Source organism: Sinomonas flava (assembly GCF_039531875.1).
Classification (GTDB): Bacteria; Actinomycetota; Actinomycetes; order Actinomycetales; family Micrococcaceae; genus Sinomonas; species Sinomonas flava.
Map to the genome: position 1 here is coordinate 70,926 of NZ_BAAAQW010000005.1, position 20,332 is coordinate 91,257.

The 20,332-nt window shown below is 71.3% G+C and carries 19 protein-coding genes; 6 read left to right on the top strand and 13 right to left on the bottom strand.

What is annotated here, in order from left to right; all coding sequences use genetic code 11:
- Positions 1-11: 11 nt before the first annotated feature.
- From ABD298_RS08885 to ABD298_RS08915, 7 genes are read right to left on the bottom strand one after another with little or no spacing between them, the layout of a single operon-like run.
- The gene (locus tag ABD298_RS08885; RefSeq protein ID WP_255405542.1) at positions 12-863 is read right to left on the bottom strand and encodes an urease accessory protein UreD; all 852 of its coding nucleotides are present in this window, start codon (positions 861-863) and stop codon (positions 12-14) included.
- The gene (ureG, locus tag ABD298_RS08890) at positions 860-1,471 is read right to left on the bottom strand and encodes an urease accessory protein UreG (protein ID WP_208711825.1); all 612 of its coding nucleotides are present in this window, start codon (positions 1,469-1,471) and stop codon (positions 860-862) included. The genes ABD298_RS08885 and ureG overlap by 4 nt, the downstream gene beginning before the upstream one ends.
- A 46-nt stretch (positions 1,472-1,517) precedes the next feature.
- Entirely contained in the window at positions 1,518-2,243 is a 726-nt protein-coding gene (locus ABD298_RS08895; protein ID WP_208711826.1) for an urease accessory protein UreF, read from the bottom strand.
- On the bottom strand, positions 2,243-2,728 hold the full coding sequence (ureE, locus tag ABD298_RS08900; protein ID WP_208711827.1) for an urease accessory protein UreE: 486 nt from the start codon (positions 2,726-2,728) through the stop codon (positions 2,243-2,245). The genes ABD298_RS08895 and ureE overlap by 1 nt, the downstream gene beginning before the upstream one ends.
- Positions 2,729-2,752: 24 nt before the next feature.
- The gene (gene ureC / locus ABD298_RS08905; protein WP_208711828.1) at positions 2,753-4,480 is read right to left on the bottom strand and encodes an urease subunit alpha; all 1,728 of its coding nucleotides are present in this window, start codon (positions 4,478-4,480) and stop codon (positions 2,753-2,755) included.
- Between the two features lie 45 nt (positions 4,481-4,525).
- On the bottom strand, positions 4,526-4,834 hold the full coding sequence (locus ABD298_RS08910) for an urease subunit beta (protein WP_208711829.1): 309 nt from the start codon (positions 4,832-4,834) through the stop codon (positions 4,526-4,528).
- Positions 4,835-4,844: 10 nt separating this feature from the next.
- The gene (locus ABD298_RS08915) at positions 4,845-5,147 is read right to left on the bottom strand and encodes an urease subunit gamma (RefSeq protein WP_208711830.1); all 303 of its coding nucleotides are present in this window, start codon (positions 5,145-5,147) and stop codon (positions 4,845-4,847) included.
- Between the two features lie 534 nt (positions 5,148-5,681).
- Between ABD298_RS08915 and ABD298_RS08920 the strand changes: the two genes are divergently transcribed.
- A complete protein-coding gene (locus ABD298_RS08920; protein ID WP_344299774.1) occupies positions 5,682-6,128 on the top strand; it encodes an acyl-CoA thioesterase in 447 nt (148 codons plus the stop codon).
- Positions 6,129-6,215: 87 nt separating this feature from the next.
- Entirely contained in the window at positions 6,216-7,007 is a 792-nt protein-coding gene (locus ABD298_RS08925) for a DUF4190 domain-containing protein (protein WP_344299327.1), read from the top strand.
- Positions 7,008-7,080: 73 nt separating this feature from the next.
- Here ABD298_RS08925 and ABD298_RS08930 read toward each other — a convergent pair whose 3' ends face one another.
- Complete coding sequence (locus ABD298_RS08930) at positions 7,081-10,638, bottom strand: TM0106 family RecB-like putative nuclease (RefSeq protein WP_344299328.1); 3,558 nt, start codon at positions 10,636-10,638, stop codon at positions 7,081-7,083.
- A 251-nt stretch (positions 10,639-10,889) separates the two neighbouring features.
- Here ABD298_RS08930 and ABD298_RS08935 point away from each other — a divergent pair, with 251 nt between their 5' ends.
- Both ABD298_RS08935 and ABD298_RS08940 read left to right on the top strand, forming a co-directional pair.
- Positions 10,890-11,711 carry a pullulanase X25 domain-containing protein gene (locus ABD298_RS08935; RefSeq protein WP_344299329.1) on the top strand — a complete coding sequence of 274 codons (822 nt, stop codon included), beginning with the start codon at positions 10,890-10,892 and terminating at the stop codon, positions 11,709-11,711.
- A 139-nt stretch (positions 11,712-11,850) separates the two neighbouring features.
- Positions 11,851-12,597 (top strand): HNH endonuclease family protein, encoded by a 747-nt coding sequence (locus ABD298_RS08940; RefSeq protein WP_344299330.1) that lies wholly within the window; start codon positions 11,851-11,853, stop codon positions 12,595-12,597.
- Between the two features lie 35 nt (positions 12,598-12,632).
- Here ABD298_RS08940 and ABD298_RS08945 read toward each other — a convergent pair whose 3' ends face one another.
- Positions 12,633-13,337 carry a DNA alkylation repair protein gene (locus tag ABD298_RS08945; RefSeq protein WP_344299332.1) on the bottom strand — a complete coding sequence of 235 codons (705 nt, stop codon included), beginning with the start codon at positions 13,335-13,337 and terminating at the stop codon, positions 12,633-12,635.
- Between the two features lie 200 nt (positions 13,338-13,537).
- On the opposite strand from ABD298_RS08945, the gene ABD298_RS08950 reads away from it, so the two are divergent.
- Together ABD298_RS08950 and ABD298_RS08955 are read left to right on the top strand one after the other, a co-directional pair.
- Positions 13,538-15,808 carry a CHAT domain-containing protein gene (locus tag ABD298_RS08950; protein ID WP_344299333.1) on the top strand — a complete coding sequence of 757 codons (2,271 nt, stop codon included), beginning with the start codon at positions 13,538-13,540 and terminating at the stop codon, positions 15,806-15,808.
- Complete coding sequence (locus ABD298_RS08955; RefSeq protein WP_344299334.1) at positions 15,805-16,143, top strand: CU044_2847 family protein; 339 nt, start codon at positions 15,805-15,807, stop codon at positions 16,141-16,143. The genes ABD298_RS08950 and ABD298_RS08955 overlap by 4 nt, the downstream gene beginning before the upstream one ends.
- A gap of 6 nt (positions 16,144-16,149) precedes the next feature.
- Here ABD298_RS08955 and ABD298_RS08960 read toward each other — a convergent pair whose 3' ends face one another.
- The 4 genes from ABD298_RS08960 to ABD298_RS08975 all read right to left on the bottom strand — a co-directional run bounded on the left by ABD298_RS08960 (position 16,150) and on the right by ABD298_RS08975 (position 20,193).
- Positions 16,150-16,509: an iron chaperone gene (locus ABD298_RS08960; protein ID WP_344299335.1), complete on the bottom strand. Its 360-nt coding sequence runs from the start codon at positions 16,507-16,509 to the stop codon at positions 16,150-16,152.
- A gap of 79 nt (positions 16,510-16,588) precedes the next feature.
- Entirely contained in the window at positions 16,589-17,770 is a 1,182-nt protein-coding gene (locus ABD298_RS08965) for a 5-methylcytosine restriction system specificity protein McrC (protein WP_344299336.1), read from the bottom strand.
- Positions 17,767-19,953, bottom strand: a complete 2,187-nt coding sequence (locus ABD298_RS08970; RefSeq protein ID WP_344299337.1) for an McrB family protein — start codon at positions 19,951-19,953, stop codon at positions 17,767-17,769. The genes ABD298_RS08965 and ABD298_RS08970 overlap by 4 nt, the downstream gene beginning before the upstream one ends.
- A 72-nt stretch (positions 19,954-20,025) precedes the next feature.
- Positions 20,026-20,193 carry a hypothetical protein gene (locus ABD298_RS08975; RefSeq protein WP_344299338.1) on the bottom strand — a complete coding sequence of 56 codons (168 nt, stop codon included), beginning with the start codon at positions 20,191-20,193 and terminating at the stop codon, positions 20,026-20,028.
- Between the last annotated feature and the right edge of the window lie 139 nt (positions 20,194-20,332).

Below are 20,332 nucleotides of genomic sequence, written 5' to 3' on the forward strand. Positions count from 1 at the left end.
GGTCCCTCCCCTCAGTACTTCCTGAGGTCCACCCGGCCCTGGCCGCCCCAGCGGGCGCGCAGGTTGTCCACGGCGGACCGGATGACGCCCCCCACATCATCCGTCGAGGGGCCGAGGGCCCGCAGCGCGAACCCCGGCACCGCCAGCGCCGAGACGCCGCCGCGCAGGGCCGGCCGGTCCGCGAGGAGGCCGCGGACGGCGTCGACCGCGTCCTGGTCGGCCCGGGGGTCGACCACGAGCAGCGAGCCGAGGTGGCTGTGGCCCTCGAGCAGGCCGAGTGCGCCCAGGCCGCCGGCGCCGTCGGACGGGTCGAGCACGATGCTGTCCACCACGACCGGGCGGCCGCCCATCGCGACCTCCGTCCGCAGCCGCAGCTCCCGGTAGCCGAAGGGCGCGCCCGACGGCGACCAGCCCGGGGTCACGACTTCGGCCATCACCAGACCCGCCGTCGGATCCATCTCGATCCGCGTGTCCTGCTCGTAGCGGGAGCCGCGGTAGGCGATGAGCTGGTCGGGGAGGTATTCGAGCCTGCTCCCGCTGCCGAGGACGAACCTCGCCTCCTGGATGGCGCCCTCCCTCGGGGTCCGGTAGACCTTGGTCGCTGACTGGGTGGTCAAGAGGAGGTCGGCGCCGTCGTCGAGCGTCACGTCGATGCGGTACCGGTCGCCGTCCAGGTACGCACCGCCCGGATTGACGACGACGTACGTCACCTGCCCGGTCGCGTCCAGGTACATCGGACGCAGGACGCGCAGGGCGCCCCTGTGGTACTGCGACCTGGCGACCGTCCGCCCGTCCCCGCGACGGTCCAGACCGAGGTCGAGCTCCCCCCGGTACAGCGTCGCCGCATCGGCCAGCGCGCTCACGCGAGATCCATCATGAGAACGTCGTGCCTGAGCCAGCGGATCACGTGCTCGAGGCCCTCGTCCGTCTTGAGGTTGGTGAAGCAGAAGGCCTTGTTGCCGCGGAACGTCTTCGAGTCGGCCTCCATCACGGAGAGGTCCGCTCCGACAAATGGGGCGAGGTCGGTCTTGTTGATGATGAACAGGTCCGACTTGATCATGCCCTGTCCGGCCTTCCGGGGGATCTTCTCGCCCTGGGCGACGTCGATGATGTAGACCGAGAAGTCCACGAGCTCGGGGCTGAACGTCGCGGAGAGGTTGTCCCCTCCGGATTCGACGAAGATGACCTGGAGGTCGGGGTGGGCCTCGATGAGCCTGTCGATCGCCGCCTGGTTCATCGAGGTGTCCTCGCGGATCGCGGTGTGCGGGCAGCCGCCGGTCTCGAGGCCCACGATCCGGTCCAACGGCAGGACGCTCGTGCGGGCGAGGATCTTCGCGTCCTCGATCGTGTAGATGTCGTTGGTGATGGCGGCCATCGAGATCTCATGGCTGAGGGCCCGGGTGAGCCGCTCGACCAGCTGGGTCTTGCCGGCGCCCACGGGGCCGCCGATGCCGATCTTCACCGGTGTCATGTCAGGTGTCCTTTCGCGGTGCTGGTCGCTCTGGCAGGGGCAGGGCTCAGCTCATGAACAGCCGGGCCCGCTGGGTCTCGTGTTGCATCTGGGCGATCTCGAGGCCCGGGGGCACGGCGCCCAGGTCGCGGAGGCCGAGCTGCTGGATGCGGCGCTGCGCCGCGACGACGCGCGGCCGCATCGTGGCCAGGACGCGCTGGCCCGCGTTCTGGCCTAGGGGGACGCCACGGACCGCGTTCTGGGTGAGCGCCGTGAGGCTGGAGAAGAGGTAGGCGCGGACGAGGACTGGGGTGGGCGCTCCGTGGTCCACGCCGATGAGGGCGAACGCGATCGACTGGTGCGCGCGGCACCGGCCGCTCTCCACGAGGCGCGCGTACTGCCCGAGACGTGGACCCGGGAGGGCCTGGGACCCGATCTCCACGAGGCGGCGTCCCATGGTCACGCCGGCCTCGCGCAGCTGGGCGGGCAGGGACTGCGCGTGCATGAGGGCATCGAGGTGGACCAGGGCCTCGTCCGCCGGGCCGCCGTCGGGGGAGCAGAGGTCCGCGGCGAGCCGGACCGCGAGCCCGTCGGCGTGCACGAGCTGGTGGTCGAGGAACTGCCCGAGCCACTCGCGGAAGCTCGCCTCGTCGTCCACCGTGCCCCGGTCCATGTAGGTTTCGAGGCCGAAGCTGTGGGCGAAGGACCCCGTGGGCAGCGCCGAGTCGCACAGCTGCAGCAGCGGCAGGACCCAGTCCACGGCGCCCTCCTCCCGGAGGCTGTTTCCTCCCATCAGTGGGTGTGCTCCGCGTGGCGGAACGGGACGGGCATGACCCGCTCCTGCCGCTGGTAGGGCACGCTGTGGTGGTCGAGGTAGTCCTGGACCGTGTGGTCGTACTGGACCACCATCACGGCCGCCCCGTCCTCCGAGCCCTCGTCGAAGAACTGCGCCTGGAGGTGCCGGTTGCCCAGCGCATGGGCCGTCACCCCCATCTCGTGGACCGACCGCGGTGCGATCACGAGCACGTCCGTGGCCTCGACCGAGACGACGACGAGCCCGGCGTCGTCGCGGACGAGAATGTCCCCGTCGCGCAGGTCGCCCTCAGGCCCGGGAGCGGCCTCGAGCCTCAGCCCGATCTCCCGCCCGTGGTCGGTAGTCACCCGCTGGATGCGCTTGACGAGGGCGGCGCTGGGCAGCACCACCTTCTCCACGTGCAGCCCGGCAAGCTCTTCGTCCGTGAGCTCGGAGACGTTGCCTGCAACGGCTTCGACGATCATTGGATGCCTGTCCTTCCGTCAGCCTCAGAAGAGGAAGTAGCGCTGGGCCATGGGCAGGACGTCGACCGGGTCGCAGGTGGCCCTCTCGCCGTCGACGCGGACCTCGTACGTCTCGGGGTCGACGTCGATCTGCGGCGTCTCGCCGTTGAACTTCAAGTCGGACTTGCGCAGGGTGCGGATCCCGCGGACCGGCCGGACGTGCTTGCGCAGGCCGAGCGCCTCCGGGACCCCGGCGTCGACCGCTGCCTGGGACATGAACGTGATCGAGGAGGCGTGCACGGCGCTGCCGAGGGCGCCGAAGGAGCCGCGCATCGTCTGCGGCTGCGGTGTGGGGATCGACCCGTTCGAGTCCCCCATGAGCGAGGTCACGACCTGGCCGCCCTTGAGGACCGCGTACGGCTTGACGCCGAAGAACGCGGGTTCCCACAGCACGAGGTCCGCGACCTTGCCCACCTCGATGCTCCCGATGTACTCGGCCACCCCGTGTGCGAGAGCGGGGTTGATCGTGTACTTCGAGACGTAGCGCTTGAGCCGGAAGTTGTCCCCCCGCTCGGTGTCACCCTCGAGCTTGCCCCGCTGCTTCTTCATCTTGTCGGCGACCTGCCAGGTCCGCAGGACCACCTCGCCGACGCGCCCCATCGCCTGCGAGTCGGAGCTGGTGATGGAGAAGACGCCCATGTCCTGGAGCACGTCCTCGGCCGCGATTGTCTCCGGCCGGATGCGTGAGTCGGCGAACGCGACGTCCTCGGGGATGTCCGGGTTGAGGTGGTGGCACACCATGAGCATGTCGAGGTGTTCTTCTTCGGTGTTCTTCGTATAGGGCAGGGTCGGGTTTGTCGAGGCCGGCAGGACGTTCGGGAGCCCCGCGATCTTGATGATGTCGGGCGCGTGGCCGCCGCCGGCGCCCTCCGTGTGGTACGTGTGGATCACCCGGCCGGCGATCGCCGCGATGGTGTCCTCGACGAAGCCGCCCTCGTTCAGGGTGTCGGTGTGGATTGCCACCTGGACGTCGTAGTGGTCTGCCACCCGCAGGGAGTTGTCGATCGAGGAGTGGGTCGCACCCCAGTCCTCGTGGACCTTGAGCCCGATCGCGCCAGCCTTGATCTGCTCCGCCAGCGGCTCGACCGAGCTCGCGTGCCCCTTGCCGAGGAAGCCGATGTTCAGCGGGACGTCCTCGACCGCCTTGAGCATGTTCGCGAGGTTCCAGGGGCCGGGGGTGATCGTCGTGGCCTTCGTGCCCTCGGCCGGCCCCGTGCCCCCGCCGATCAGGGTAGTGACCCCGGAGTTGAGGGCTGTCGGGAACTGGTCCGGGCTGATGAAGTGGACGTGCGTGTCTATCCCGCCGGCGGTGACGATTCGGCCCTCGCCGGAGATCACCTCGGTGCTTGGGCCGATCACGATGGTGACGCCGTCCATGATGTTGGGGTTGCCGGCCTTGCCGATCGCGAGGATGCGCCCGTCGCGCAGCCCGATGTCCGCCTTGTAGATGCCGGTGTAGTCCAGGACGATCACGCTCGTGATCACAGTGTCGGCCACGGACAGGTCTCCCGGAGCGCCGTCCCGGACCGTGTTGCCGTCCTGCCCCATGCCGTCGCGGATGACCTTGCCTCCGCCGAACACGACCTCGTCGCCGTGGACGGTGCGGTCCTCCTCGATCTCCAGGAACAGATCCGTGTCGGCCAGCCGGACGCAGTCTCCCGTCGTGGGGCCGTAGAGGTCCGAGTACTGCCGCCTGCTCATGTCAAAGCTCATGGTGTTCCTCCCGTGGTGAAGGGTCCGGACGCACTGGTGGGACGCTCAGTCCAGGTGGCCATTGACGGCGTTGTCGAAGCCGTAGACGGCGCGGGCGCCGGCCATGGCGACGAGCCGGACGGTCTTGCGGTCGCCGGGCTCGAAGCGGACGGCCGTGCCTGCCGGGATGTCGAGGTGGAAGCCGCGGGTCGGGCCGCGGTCGAACTCGAGGGCATTGTTGGTCTCGAAGAAGTGGAAGTGCGAGCCGACCTGGATGGGCCGGTCGCCGGTGTTGGTGACCTCGACCTCGACGGTCTCGCGGCCTTCGTTGCACGTCACCGGCGTGTCGCTGAGGATGTACTCCCCGGGGATCATGGCGCTCCTCCTAGCGGATCGGGTGGTGGACGGTGACGAGCTTCGTCCCGTCGGGGAACGTGGCCTCGACCTGGACGTCGGAGATCATCTCGGGGACGCCTTCCATGACGTCGTCCCTCGTCAGCAGGGTGGCCCCGTAGCTCATGAGGTCGGGCACCGTCCGCCCGTCGCGTGCGCCCTCGATCAGTTCGTAGGTGATGATGGCGACCGCCTCCGGGAAGTTGAGCTTGAGGCCCCGGGCCTGTCTGCGCCGCGCCAGATCCGCGGCGACCACGATCTGCAGCTTCTCCTGCTCGCGGGGGGTGAGGTGCATCAGCGAACTCCTTGATCGGCGTTGCGTGGGCCCCTTCACGATAGACCTCGCCCGGACGGGTGCACCCTGGGGCGGACGGACTCCCATGAAAATCCCAGCAAGCGCCGTAACCGCGATTAAACACACGGGACACCCCGGCGCAAGCTGCCCTCCGTACGCTGGAGCCATCGGTTCGGACGGGACGGCCAGGCAGCAGCGCACTGGGTCCCAGAGCACAACTGAGCACAGCACAGGCCAGCCGCGGGGCTGGCGCCGGCGGGGCACGGAGCGTCCCGGGCGGTTCCCCGCGGCCACCGGCGTCGGGCGGAGAGGCACCGCCCGGCACTGCGCCCCGCCCCGGGAGGTCACCCCGGCGGCGGGGCGCCACCTTGCCGCCGCGCGCCGTCGTGCGCCCCGCGCGGTCCTGCCTGTCCCGGCCCCCGGGATCGGCTGTGGTAGACCGGTGGGGTGAGCAGTGAGAGCGCGGCGCGGCCCGCGGGCGGCGGGGACGCGACGACGCACGACGGCGGCGGGCGGCTCCGCGTCACGGTCCCCATGCGCTGGGGCGACATGGACGCGTACGGGCACATCAACAATGTCGAGATCATCCGCATGCTCGAGGAGGCCCGCATCGCTGCCTTCGGCCCTCCCGGGGGCACAGGTGCCGCCGGGGTGGAGCCCCTCGTGCCGCTCTTCTCCGCGGTGCCGGACGGGACGCTCGCGCTCGTCGTCGAGCACCGCGTCCGGTACCTCAGGCCCCTCGACTACCGCAACGTCCCGGCCGAGGTCGACGTGTGGGTCAGCGGGCTCAAGGCGGCCGCCCTCACTCTCGACTACGTGGTGCGCGACCCTGTCGACGGCCACGAGTGCGTGCGCGCGACGACGCAGCTCGCCTTCGTCGAGGAGTCCTCGGGGCGTCTCATGCGGCTCACCCCGGACCAGCGCGAGCGGCTGGCTCCGTACGTCGGCACGGGAATCTTCGCCGCCGGCACGCGGAATTGACGCTGCGGTCTGGGATACTCGGCTCATGCGCCCGGTCGTCTCGGCGAGGGGCCGGGAGGGGGCGCATTGAGCAATAGGGGGGAACCTATGAGCACCACACCGCAGCAGCCTGCCCAGCCGCAGGGCCAGCCGCCTCTTCAGGGCCAGCAGCCGGTCCAAGGCCAGCAGCCGGACTATGCGAAGCCGCAGACGTACGGCCAGCCGCAGCAGGGCGCTCCCGGCTACGGCCAGCCGGGCCAGCCGCAGGGCTACGGCCAGGGGCAGGGCTACGGCCAGCCCGGCCCGGCCTACGGCCCTCCGGGACAGCAGCCCAGCAAGGCCCTCGCGATCGTCGCTCTCGTGCTCGGTGGCGTGGCCTTCCTGACCTGCTGGATCCCGTTCGTCAACGGCCTGGCGATCGCCCTCGGCATCGCCGGCGCAGTCTGCGGCCTCATCGCCCTCATTCGGAAGCAGGCCGGCAAGCCGCTCGCCATCACGGGACTCGCCCTCTCAGTCGTCGCGGTCATCATCTCGGTGGTGGTCAACATGATTGTCATCGCCGCGGCAACATCGGCGTCCGACGAGCTGCGCAAGTTCTCCGAGACCTACTCGGCCCAGGCGAGCGCGCAGCACAGCGTCCAGTACAAGGCCACGACGACCGGCAAGGCCACCGTGACCTACATGGACAACAACGGGAGCAGCAACGAGGAGATCACGGCCAACTGGACCAAGGACTTCGCGGAGACGGGCTACGTCATCGGCTCCCTGTCCGTGATGAGCGACGCCGGGGACGCATCGACCCAAGTGAGCTGCGAGATCATCATCGACGGCAAGAGCGTGTCGAAGAAGACGGGCACCGGCGCGTACGCGAACGCCTCCTGCTCCGGTTCGTCCAACTGACGCTCGGCTGAGCCACGCCTGCGGGGCACGGGAAGGCTTCCCGTGCCCCGCAGGCGTCTCCACGCACGGGGCGTCAGGCGTCCTGGCCGGTGCAGAGCCCGATGAACGCCCCCAGCTCCTCGAGCGCAGCCGTCCGCCGGGGGAGCGCTGCCGTGAGCTGCGGCGAGCGCACGATGACGGCCCGCCACTTCGCACGCGAGACCGCCACGTTGACCCGGTTGCGGTTGAGCAGGAAGTCCAGGCCCCGCGGCGCCTCGCGGGGGGACGAACAGGCCATGGACACGATCACGACGACGGCCTCCTGTCCTTGGAACCTGTCGACCGTGCCGACCCTGACGTCGCCGGCGCCGGCGGCTGCGAGCCGCTCCCGAATCAGGTTGACCTGCGCGTTGTACGGGGCGACGACGAGGACGTCGGCGTCCGCCAGGGGCCGGGAGCCCGACTCGTCGTGCCAGACGAGGCCCACGTGGGCGAGGACCTGGCGGACCGCCTCGTCGGCCTCCTCGATCGAGCAGGTCGCATTGCCCGCGTGGTCGACCATGACCGTCTCGACTCCCGCGGCCGCTCCGTCCAGACGGCGCGTCGCGGCAATGGGCGCGGAGTGCAGCCGCGCGGCGTAGGAGAGCCGGGAGACGGCGGCGCACAGCGGCGGTGCCATCCGCCAGGACTCCGGAAGGAAGTACCCGAACGCGGCCGGGAGGACCCGGGCACCGGCGGCGAGCCAGCCGAGGGCGGATTCATTGACCGGTTCCGGGTGCTGGCCCTGGCTGACCTGCGGGAGCTGCTGCGGGTCGCCGAGGAGGAGCAGGCGCGGCGCCGCCCGGCTCACGGCGACGGTGTCGGCGAGGGAGAACTGGCCGGCCTCGTCCACGACGACCAGATCGAGCGAATTGGCCGGGACTTCGGGACCCGTCAGCTGCCAGGCCGTACCGCCCACCAGGCAGCCGCCGGGTGCGGACACGAGTGCGGCGACCGAACCCTCCCGCTGGTTCTCCTCGGGCCACGCCGCGGGTGAAGCCGACGGCCCGGGCCGTGGATTGGCCTTCTTCGCGACGCGCTCTGGGGGGACGCCGGCGCCCACGGCGCGCACGAGCAGGTTCTCCACGACGGCATGCGAGCTGCCGACCACCCCGACCTTCCATCCTGAGGAGACGAGCCGGGCGATCACCCGGCCGCCCAGATGCGTCTTGCCGCTCCCTGGCGGCCCCTGGACGGCCAGATAGGAGCGGTCGAGGGAGCGGAGCGCCGCCTCGATGGACCCCGCGAGGCCATCGGCAGACGGTGGCGGTGCCGGCAGCGGCACCCCGCCCACGGTCCGGGGCGGGACGCGTCGCAGGAGGTCGACCGCCGGCTGGGCGAGCATGCCGGGCAGCGCTTTCGCGGCGGCGCGGGCCACCTCACGCTGGGCGGCCTCGATGGATGCTGTCCTGACCGGCGCATCCTCGGTGAGCGCCACGGGCAGGTTCGGGTACGGCGGCACCTTCGCAGTGGACCTCTCGAGCACCTGGAGCACGTCCGCGCCGTCCTCCATGCCCACGCCCAGGATCCTCGTGCCGAACAGCCCGTTGCGGCCGAGCCCCAGGGCATCGGTCGCGGCGAGCCCCTCCGGCAGGGGCGGCTCGAACTCCCGGAACCAGGTGCTGCCCTCGCGGAGGTCCGAACCGGGGGTGGCGAGCCCGATGAGGCGCAGGGTGCGGGCGTGGCTGCGCCCGTCGGGCTCCCAGTCCTGGAGGATCTCGACCCGGTCCACGAGGAACGCGTCGCGCACGGACTCGAGCGACGCGAGGGGCCTCTCGAGCCGGTCGAAGTGCGCCCACCAGTACGCCTTGCGTTCGCGGGGGTGATAGCGCACGGCGGCGGCCAGGAGCCCCAGGGCGTCGTCGTCCGCAGCCTCGCGAGCGGGACCCGCTTCGCCCTCAGCGCCGGCTGCGCGCCGCCGCGCAACGAAGGCTGCAAGCTCCGCCTCGGCGGCGTCCGCGGGTTCCGGCGGAGGGGGAGCGGGCCGCTCGCGCGCCGGAATCCGCGCGGTGGAGGGATGGGCGGCGGCGAGTGCGCGCAGCCACTCGCACAGCCGCAGGGTGGAGACGCAGTCGTCGCGGTTGTACTCGAGGATCGCGTCCATGAGCCTCTCCGCCCCGGCCCGGTCCCCGCCCTCGCGGGCGGCCGTGAACCGCGCGTACATCTCCACCGAGGCGGCGCCGCCCTGCAGCTCGGCCGTCCGCAGCTCCCCGCCCATGTACAGCGGCTCGAGCTTCTTGATGGAGTAGGAGCGCTCCGAGATCCGGATCCCCTGCCGGACGGACTGGTAGAGGTCCACGAGCAGGCCTTCACGCAGCCAGGAGTCGATCTCGGCCTCGCACACGCCGTGGCGCACCGAGAGCTTGCGCAGGGCCGCCTTCTCGTACGCGGCGTAGTGGTAGACGTGCAGGCCGGGGTGCTGCCCCCTGCGCCGCTGGATGTAGTCGACGAAGTCGATGAGGGCCTGCCGCTCCTCGGACAGCGTGTGCGCGGTGAAGGCCCGGTACTCCGGGGCGGCCCCGGGTCCTGGCGCCTCGACGATGCCGAACAGGTACTCCAACCCCCACGTCCGCGACGTCCTGTCGAACCAGAGCGGGTCGCCCTCGAAGTCGAAGAAGACGTCTCCGGGGGACGGCGGCGGGATGGCACCGAGTCGGTGGTCCGGGAGCACCTCGTAGGCGACCCAGTGCTCGGGGGAGTCTCCGTGCGCGGGGGCCAGCGCCCCGCCGTCGCCCGCTGCTGTGCCTGTCTGCAGCCGCGCCTGCGCGACGAGCCGCGCGAGCGTCGCGTCCCCCGCCGGTGGGGCGAGCGCCGCGAGCCCGTCGATCGTGCGGACACCCAGCTCCCGCAGTGCCCGCCGGCGCGGGGCGGACATGCCGGCGGTGAGGAAGAGGTCCCGGTGTTCCTGGACCTGGACGGAGCAGTAGTCGCACCGGCCGCAGGCGTGCACGCCGGGCTCGTCCCACTCCGCGGCGGACTCCTGCGAGAGGTGGGCGGCGGCGAGGTCGCGGAGCCGCGCGCGCCGCTCCCGGAAGGCGGGCATGAGGTCCGTGAGGCTGAACGACTGGCGTTCGCCCGTGCCGAGGATCAGGGTCGCCTCATCAGCGGGACGGTGCCCGGCCCGGACGAGCTGGTCGCCGTAGGCCGCGAGCTGCAGCAGGGCCGTGGCCTTCGCGCGGCGGGCGAGCTTTGAGTCCTGCACCGCATAGTCCCCGTGCCGGGTGCGGACGATGAAGTCGGCGCGGCCGTGGAACTCGCCGTCGAAGAAGCTGGCCTGGAACACGACGTCGGCGCCTCCCTCGAGCGCTGCCATCGACTCCGCGTCCTTGTCGGCGAGGGCCTGCTGCGTCATCGCGGACGCCGGCTCGATCTCCGCGACCCCGCCCCCGCGGCCCGGCGCCCAGAGGCCGTAGCGCTCCCTGTAGGCTTGGAGGACGTTCTGCTCGTGGACGTCGCCCAGCCGGGCGGCCCGTTCCCGCATCGGGTCCTCGACGGTGAGCACGGGGGCGCGGCCGAGCTTCTCGTCGAGCTGCCGCAGGAGCGCGAACTCGCACTCCGAGGCCGTGACGATGTCCGAAGCCGAGAAGACGAAGGCGCCCCCGAGGAAGAACATGGGTCCAGCACAGCACAGCCCTCCGACATTTCTCGAGGGGGGCGCCGGCGGCGTCTGCGACCAGTCCGTCGTGTGGCCGTAACCCGCAGGAAACCAAACCACGGCAAGGTGGTGGGAGGCGCTGGTGTACGGCACGTCACACTCGGTCACCTGCATGGCGACCGGCCAGTAACGAGACAGCATGGGAAGCGGTGCCCGCGGTAGGCTCGCGGGGACCGCACCTGATGGATGCGAAGCAATGAGAGGTAGCAATGGCGAGGAACGCGAACGCGGTAGAGAAGCTCGATCTCCGGCTCAAGGCCGTACTCGACGGCCTGGCGGAGGCAGCATGGGCTGACGAGACCGTCGACGCGCGCGCCGTCCTGGCCGGCGCGGTCGAGGCTGTTCCGTTCGACGAGCACGAGGCCTTCCTCCTCTCGGGCGGCATCCCGCGGGGCCACAAGGCGCTGACCACGGCGACGGCGAAGCTGGTCAAGGCCGGGTGGATGGTCAAGGGCCGCGGCGGCTGGTCCATCACCGAGGACGGCCTGCGGGCAACGGTCGCCTTCCCCACGGCGACGGCCCTCGCCGAGGCCCTCGCCGCCGGGAGGCCCGTCCCGGCGGACGTCCCCGTGCCCACCGCGCCCCCGGCTCCGAAGAAGCGTGTCCGCAAGGCGACCGCGAAGGCCGCCGCGAAGGAGGACACCGAGCTCGTGACCCCGCAGGCCCTGCCGGCCGCCGAGGAGATCTCCGAGGCGGCGCACGAGGCCGAAGCCGTCGCCATCGCCGACCTCGACCAGCCCCACGCCGTCGCGATCGCCGGCGACTTCGCCAAGCACCTCGGCGCCGAGGAGGACTGGACGCCCCAGCCCGACGAGGTCCAGATGGGCCTCGACGCGTCCTCGCGTGTGTGGGTCCGCACGGTGGAGCTCCCGGCCGGCCACTACGCCTTCAAGATCGCGATCAACCGCTCGTGGGACGAGAACTACGGCGCGTTCGGCGCCTTCAATGGCGCGAACCATGAGCTCGCGCACGACGGCGGCCCGGTCACCATCGCGTACGACCACTCCACCAAGGACATCGCCTTCTCCTGACCGGGAGTCACGACGGCGACGGGCCGGGGCTGCACGGGCAGCCCCGGCCCGTTCTCTGTCCACATGGAGGCAAAGGCGCGTGGAGGATTGTCGGCGGCCTCCCCTAGGGTCGAACCAGATGCCGTCATCAGGGGGAAGCATGCTGCAACGACAGTCCAAGGCGGCGCCGCGCCGCAGGCGCCGTTCGGGGGTCGCCGGTTCTGCGGCGCTGGCCGCCGCGGCCTTCGCCGTGCTCGCGTGGCTCGTGGGCCTCGTCGAGGTCCCCGGCGTGTCCTCGCCGGCTCCCTGGGTGCAGCAGCAGGTCGGCAGCGTCCCAGCGGCGCAGCTCGAGTCGGCGAAGGCTGCACTCGCCCAGATCCCGGTGAAGGGACGAGCGCCGAAGACCGGGTACACGCGCGAGCAGTTCGGGCAGGCCTGGGCGGACACCGACCGCAACGGCTGCGACACGAGGAACGACATCCTCGCGCGCGACCTCGTGGCCCCCACGTTCAAGCCAGGGACGCGCGACTGCACGGTGCTCTCCGGGACGCTCCACGACCCCTACACGGGCCGGGACATCGAGTTCCAGCGCGGGGAGCGCTCGGCAGACGTCCAGATCGACCACGTCGTGCCGCTCTCGGACGCCTGGCAGAAGGGCGCCCAGCAGTGGTCGGCCCAGAAGCGCCTCGAGTTCGCCAACGACCCGGCCAACCTCAGGGCAGCCGACGGCCCTGCGAACCAGGAGAAGGGCGACGGCGACCTCGCCACCTGGCTGCCCCCGAACAAGCCCTTCCGCTGCGAGTACGCCGTGGCGGTCGTCGCCGTGAAGGCGGAGTACGGCCTGTGGATGACTCAGGCCGAGCACGACAAGGCGGGGGAGCTGCTCGCGGCCTGCCGGGCGGCCTGACAGCGCAGCCGGACCGGGCTGACGAGAGCCAGGGGCTACGAGGCCTTGAGGTACCGTTCCCTGGCGCCCTTGGGCAGCTTTTCGACCGCGTAGCGGAGCGCGGTGCGCGCCATCCTCGGGGCCCAGGAATCAAGGAAGTCCTCAAGCGCCGGGGTCCCCGCCGTACGCAGGGCCCACCCCGTGGCCTTCTGCACCGATTCGTCCGGGTCCTGGGCCAGGAGCTTGGCGATCGCGAACAGGTCCGTCGTCTCTCCCGCTCCGAGGAAGTACATGGTCGAGACGATGGCGGTGCGACGTTCGTGGGCAGCCTCCGAGCGGGCGAGCGCGTAGAGCGGCTCGCGGGACCTGTCCGCGAGATACCCGCCGACGACGTGGATCGCGGCCCGGTCCACGAGGTCCCATGAGTTGATGCGGTCGTGCCTACGGAGGTAGAGCTCGCAGAGCTCCTTCCTGCGCTCCGGGGACGTGGTGCGTCGCCGCGCCTGGAAGTCCATGATGCTCACCGCCCCGGCGCGGGCCTCGTGCCACGGGCTGTCGAGCAGGAGCTCAACCTCCCGAAGAGGCATGTCCGCGGACGCCTGCGCGAGTTCGAAGACGCTTCCCATGCGGACCCCGAGGAAACGGTCCTGGCCGCTCCGGGCCAGCGGGAACGCACGCTTGTACTTCCTGAGCTCGACATCGGAACTCAGAGCTTCCAGCGCCGCCAGGAACCCGCTGGCGGTCACCGTCCCGGCAACCATTGCCCACCCCCAGGCCGAACACCGAACTCGATTCGAGCGTAACGCGTACAAGGAACTCTGGATAGGGCCGCGACGCGTGTGCCCCCGAGTTCTTCATTCCATTGGACAAAAGGTCCCTGGTCCCTTGTGGAGCCCACGGTGGCAGGCCATGCTTGACGTATCGCGCGCCAGCAGAGTCGCGTGTGTGTGCGGGAGCGGGCATGAGCGTGGATATGTGCCTCGAGCTCAGGGAAGCGGGCCTTCCCGGGCAGTACTCCGTGCGCGTCCTGAGCGCCCCGGCAGGAGGCCGGACCCAAGGGAGCCTCGACCTCGATGTCGAGGGGATCCAGGAGCAGCTGCGCGATGTCGAGTCGACGGTCCTGGCCTCCTCCGTCCCGACGCGCCGTGTGCTTCCGCGGTCGGAGCAGATCCTGCGCGGCATGGGCAGCGACCTCTTCGCCGCCGCCTTCCCGCGCGACGTCTACGGCACGTACCGGGCAAGCCTCGCGGCGGCTGCAGACTCCGGCGAGCGACTGCGCGTCGTCCTCAGCTTCGCAGCGCCCCAGCTTGCCGCGCTGCCGTGGGAGCTCATGTACGACTCGGGCATCGGCGCCTACGTCTGCCGCTCCGAGCCGCTCCTGCGGACCATCCCCGCAGAGGACTACCACCCGAAGCCGCTGCGCATCACCCCGCCCCTGCGCATTCTGGGGATCGTCGCCTCGCCGAGGGGGCTCCCGCAGCTGGACGTCGAGGCGGAGAAGGAGCACCTCTCGGCCGCCCTCGCCGAGCATGTCGACGCGGCGCAGATCGAGCTGGTCTGGACCGAGGAAGCCACATGGGACGAGATCCACGACCTGCTGCTCGCCGGCCCGTGGCACGTGGTGCACTTCATCGGCCATGGGGACTACGACGCCTCGAGCGAGTCCGGAGTCGTCATCTTCAACGGCCCCGGCGGGCGGCCCCACCGCATCACGGCGGACCAGCTCGTCGACCTGCTCAGCGCTGCGGCCCCGACGCCGCGCCTCGTCTTCCTCAACTCCTGCAACTCGGGGAGGTCCGGCGACGAGGACCTGTTCTCCAGCACGTCCGCCGCGCTCGTCCGCGGAGGCATCAGCGCCGTGGTTGCCATGCAGTTCTCGGTCTCCGACGACGGCGCGATCGCCTTTTCCCGCGGCTTCTACAAGGCGCTCGCGGCCGGCCGGGCGGTCGACGAGGCGACCCGCAACGGGCGCATCGCCATCAGGGGCCGCTCCGACACGAGCCTCGAATGGGTCACCCCGGTCCTCTGCGTGCGCGGCGGCGCCACCGAGCTGTTCACGTTCGCCAAGCGCCCGCGAAGGACCTCCCGGCCGGCAACGGCTCCGGACCTGCCGCTGATCCCACGGGCGCCTGCGCCATCGCCCACGGAGCCCGAGCAGGAAGCGGACACGACACCCAGACAGGACGAGCAGCCCGAACGGCAGCATGCGCCGGAACCAGAGCCGGCCACCGAAGCGCCGCCCGCCGAGGCTCCGTCGCCCCCAGCGAAGCCGGCTCCGGCCCCTGCGCTCTTCCTCGCAGCCCCCTCCCGGGCCGCGCGCACGGGCGACGACGCGGACGGGCTCGCCATCTCGGCCGACGGATCGCTCGCCGCAGTCGGGCGGCGCGAGGGGGTGACGGTGCTCGACACGGCGAGCGGCGCCGTCGTGCGCGAGCTGCGGACGGAGGACGGGCGGGACTTCTCGCGGGTGGCCCTGAACCCGGGCGGCCGGCTGGTCGCGGCGGGCTCCTGGTTCGGGTCGCTGTGCGTGTGGGACGTGCGCTCGGGCGTCCAGGCGATGTCCGCCTCCACGGGGTCCTCGGTGGACGCCCTGGCGTTCTCCTCCGATTCCCGCCTCGTCGTCGCCTCGCGCGAGTGCCTCTCGGAGGACGCCCGGACCACGCTGGTCAGCACGTGGAACGTGGAGATGGCGGAGCGGGGTCGCACGGCCCGGCGAACCCGCCGGAGCGACGCGACCGACGCGGTCGCGCTCAGCGTCGACGGCGCGTGGATTGCCGAGGCGGACCACCACGGCGGGATCCGGGTGTTCGACGAGGCCGGCGGAACCGTCGCGCTGGTCCAGGCGCCCGGCCAGGTCCGCGTCCTCGCCGTCAGCCGGGAGGCGAACCGCGTCGCGGCCGGGTCGGAGGACGTGGGCCTGTGCGTGTGGAGCCTCGCGGGGCGGGTGCCGCTGCTCGACGTCGTGCGCAGCGGCCCGGTGCGCCACCTCGTTTTCAACGCGGGCGGCACCCAGCTCGCCACGGGGTGCCTCGACGGCCGGCTCCTCGTCCTAGACCCGGACTCCGGGAGGGTGCACGTGGACGCCACCTGCCACCAGCGTCCCTTCGCGCTCGCACTCGCCGGCGACTGCTCGAGGCTCGTCACGCTCCAGGACGACGGCGCGTTCGCCGTGTGGGACCTAACCGCCGCGCAGCCTGGACGGCGCGGGAATCTCCAGGAGGCCCTGCCGTGAGCCAGCTCGTGGAGTTCCCGTCCGAGGACGGCCCAGTCGTGGTGGTCGTGGAGGGTGGTCCGCTCACACGCGGCGGCGGGGGCGAGTCGGGCGTGATCCACCGTGCGCAGCGGACCTTCGAGGAGGCGGTGGCGCGGGTGCGGCCGGCGGTCCAGGGCATGGTCCGGCAGATGCTCGACGTCGCGGAGCCGCCCGACGAGGTGACCATCGCGTTCGGCCTCGACCTCCGCGCCGACGTGGGCGGCGTGATCGCCGCGGCCGGGTCGTCGGCGAACTTCACGGTCGAGCTGACGTGGCGCAGGCCGCCGGGGGAAAGGCCCGCTGCCTCCGGGTGAGTGCGGTCAGCGCTTCCTCATCGACGACTCGATCTCGGAGATCCGTGCGGCGAAGATGGTCCGGAGCAGGTCCTCGGGGACCTGGTGGTCGGCGCTGAACCGCAGCGTGCCTTTGGCCCAGTCGAAGCCGCCGAGCCGGTCCGCGAGGCCGGGCAGGATCCGCCCGCTGAACGGGAAGAGCGAGAGGTGCTGCTTGGCCACGACCGCGCTCGCGTAGCCTTTGCCGTGCAGGAGCAGCGCGGCCATGCCGTAGCTCCGCCCCTCCTCGGCCTCGGGGGCCAGCCCGCGCGCGACGGCGTACACGCGCCTGACCGCCTCGCCGTCGGGCCCGTCGAGGGTTGCCAGGTAGTCCGTGACCTCGCCCATGCGCCCATCCTCGCACCGGCGGCTGCCGGCGCCCAGAGGGCCGGCAGTCCGCCGCGGAGAAGCCTGGGGATGCGTGGCCTCAGCGGGCGCCGAGGTAGGGCTCCACCGCCGCGATGAGCTGGTTCCGGACGTCGACCGAGGCGACCGAGAGGTCCACGGTCGCCGCACCGAGCCGATGCCCGGCGGTCACGAACGACTCGTTCAGGTGCGCCCCCGTCGAGGGGTACAGCAGGAGGCCGCCAGCCGCGAGCGAGGACGGCTCGGCGGCCGATTCCTGCTCCCGGACGTAGGTGTAGAGCTGGTAGAGGTGGCCCGAGCGGAGGGTCTCGCGCGCGAACCGGCCGGGCGTGAGGGCGGCGGTGAACTTGGTGTCGACGATGAGCCGGCGTCCGAGCGCCGGGACGTCGATCCACACGTCGGTGACCATGTGCGGCAGGACGGCGGCCATGCCCGGGGTGGCCCCGACGGCGTTCCAGCCCACCTTCCGCCCCCGCTGCACCGTCCAGCCGCGCGGGCGGCCGTGCACCGAGTAGAAACCTCCCACGGCGCGTTCGAAGAGGTGGCGGAACTGCCGCTCGTCGAGGGCCCCGCGGCCGTGTCCGGGGTTGGTGCGTCCGAAGGGCAGCTGGAGCTGGAGCGCGAGCGTGGCCGCGAGGAGCACCGAGCGGTCCTGCTGGTCGTTGCGCGTGAGCCGCACCTCGGCGTCCCGCTGGCCGGCCCGCAGGTCGAGCGTGCCGACGCCGAGGTGCGCCAGCCGCTGCGACTGCCCGAGGCAGCGCCGGGCCAGCTCCTCGTCGCTGCACAGGCGGGCGATCGAGTCCAGCGCCGTGCGGATGAGCCGGTTCCGGGGCGTGTCCACGGTGAGCTCCTCGAAGCGGCAGGCGACGAGCCCGCGCGACAGGAGCTGGTGGCTCTCGGTGCGCAGGGTGTCGATGCCGCCGCGGACCCGGGCGAGGTCCCGCGTGGTCTTGGCGAACGACGGCGTGAGCGGTCGCCTCAGGCGGGCCTCGGTGCTCGCCACGAGGATCTCTGCGAGCAGTTCCGGGAGCTTCTCCGGGTACTCCTCGATGCCGTCGAACGCCTCGGGCCCCAGCTGGTAGAACTCGGAGGCGTAGAGCAGGAGGAGCCAGACGTTGCGCACGGGGATGCGCACCCCGCGGGCGACGACGACAGAGCCGTCGGCCGCCGTCGTGGGCTCCGGCGCGGCGTCAGGTCCCTGACCCTCACCGGTGTCGCCGCCAGCCGGGGGGATCAGCGTCACTCGAGCCCTTCGAGGAGGGCGGCGGAGGCGGCCTCGGCCTTCGTCGCGTCGTCGAACCAGTACTCCTCGAGCGTCGGCACGATCTCGGTGTCCACGACGCCGCGGAACCAGTCGGCGAAGGAGGAGACCCGCTCCTCGGCGGGAGGCGTGACGAAGGAGTGGCCGAGCCGGAACTCGGAGCCGAGGGTCGGGTCCTCGGAGATCCGCGCGTTGAGCGCTTCGAACCGATGGCGCACGAGCTCGAGGTCCTTCGACTCGACGCCGTGCCGGGCCGACATCCACGACTCCCACGCATCGTTCACGTTCGGCTCGAGGGAGATGAAGGCGAAGCGGCGGCGGAACGCGAGATCCATGATCGCCAGGGAGCGGTCGGCCAGGTTCATGGTGCCGATGATGTACAGGTTGCTCGGCACGAACACGCTCTCGGTGGTCGTGCGGGGGTAGGCCAGCTGGAGGGACTCGCGGGGGGAGCGCTTGCCGGCCTCGATGAGGGTCAGGAGCTCGCCGAAGACCTGGACCGGGTTGCCGCGGTTGATCTCCTCGATGAGCATGACGTGCGGGACGTCCGGGTTGGCGTTTGCGCGCTCGACCATCTCGAGGAATGGGCCGTCCACCAGGGTCAGCTTGCCGTCCGAGCCGGGGCGCCAGCCGCGCACGAAGTCCTCGTAGCTGGAGTTCGGGTGGAACTGGGTGGCGCGCAGCGCGGACTTGTTGTCCCGGGTGCCGATGAGCGCGTACGCGAGCCGGCGCGCGAGCCAGGTCTTGCCCGTGCCCGGAGGGCCTTGGAGGATGAGGTTCTTCTTCGAGCGCCACCGGGACAGGTACCCGTTGAGCGCGGACTCGTCCAGGAAGCAGCCGTCGGCGATGATGTCCCGTACCGAGTAGCTGGCCTGCGGCGAGACGGGTGTCGGGTCGTCCTCGGGCTCCGGCACCTCCTCCGCGTCGGACTCCGCGTGGGCGCGGCGCCCGTCCCGCTCGAGGTACGCCGTCCAGGACAGCTCAGGGAAGGAATGGACCGCGAACTGCGGGTCCTCGAACTTGGAGGCGAGCGTGTCCAGCAGCGTGACGTACGCGGCGCCGTCGGCCGTGAAGAAGTCCTGGTCGAGCATGAGCTCGCTCTTGAGGTACTGGCGCGAGCGGCCGTCCAGCGGCAGGAAGTTCCAGGGCCGGACCCAGAACAGGCCCATCGTCAGCTTGGTGCCGACCCGGTAGATCTCCCGCGCGCGGTCGTACGCGGCGGCGAGGCGGAAGCGCTCGTGGTCCTCGCTCGAGTCCGCCACGGCCAGCGCGGCCTCGAACACGTCCCAGAGGCTGTCGATGTCGTCCTTCAGCCGGGTCCCCGCCGGCGGGAAGAACCACGAGTTCTGGTTGTTCAGCAGGGGGATCCCGTCGAAGCTCGTCGGCGCCGCGACGGTGACTCCGAGAAACTCGGCCCAGTCCGCCGCGATCTCGGTGCGCTTGGCCGTGGTCGTGCCACGGTTGAACGTGCCCATGACCGTGAACGGGCAGATGTCCTTCAGCGGCACGGGGTTGTCGCGCCAGTCGCGGTCCATGAGGAAGCCGAGCTCCTCGTGCCGCTCCTGCATCTCGCGCAGGTGGGCGAGCAGTTCGCCCCGGCGGCCGCGGAAGTCCAGGAGCGCGGTGGCCATGGTCTCGAAGAACGCCGTCCACTCGAAGCGCTGCTCGGGCTTCGGGTCCAGGTCACCGAAGCGCTTGGCCCACGCCGGGTCGTTGCGGAACCGGTCGGTGTCCTGCGGCTCGTCCAGGAAGGCGAAGCGCAGGAGCGCCTCGCGCATCCAGTGGCTCGGGGTGACCTTCCAGATGGTGTGGCGCCCGGTGTAGAAGTACCACTCGCGGGGCCGGTCCAGGCGCTTCCAGTCGACGCCGACCTTGCGGCCGTCGCCCGGGTTCGCCGTGATCACGCCGACTGCCTTGATCGCCATGACCGAGACGGCGTGGCCGCGCGGGTCGAACGGGAGGCCCTTCTTGCGCACGTAGGTGGACTTGAGCGCGATCTGGTCGCCCACCTTCATGGACTTCACGGTGTCCAGGTAACGGTCCTCGAAGCCGTTCTCCCAGACGCCCTCCGAGACGAAGCGGTCGGACTGGTCCTGGGGGTCACGATCCGAGTAGAAGGCTCCGACGAACCAGTACTGACCCTCGGGGATGACCGCTTCCACCATTGACTGACCCTGCCTCCTGCGCACCGCGCCGCGTCCACGGCACCAGAGCATTAGATCATGTTCTCGTGAACGCTAGGTGACCGGTCCGGAGGGGTCTGGGGGCGCCTCGCGGGGCGCCCGCCGGACGGTGTAGGAGAGGTACACGAAGCGCCCGATCCGCCGCTCGGCCGTGTGGTCGAGGTCCATCCGGGCGTCCGGCAGTCCCAGACGCGCATCACCTCGTGCAGTGAGCCGGCCCATGGGTCGACTGTCCCTGCGCTCCGCGGACGCGGCAATGCCCGGGGCGACCCCCCATGTCAGCCGTCCCGGGCAGTGCGCTCCACGCGCCGCCTCCTGTCCCGGGGCAGCGGGGTGTGGCGCAGACCGGGCTCGCGGCCCG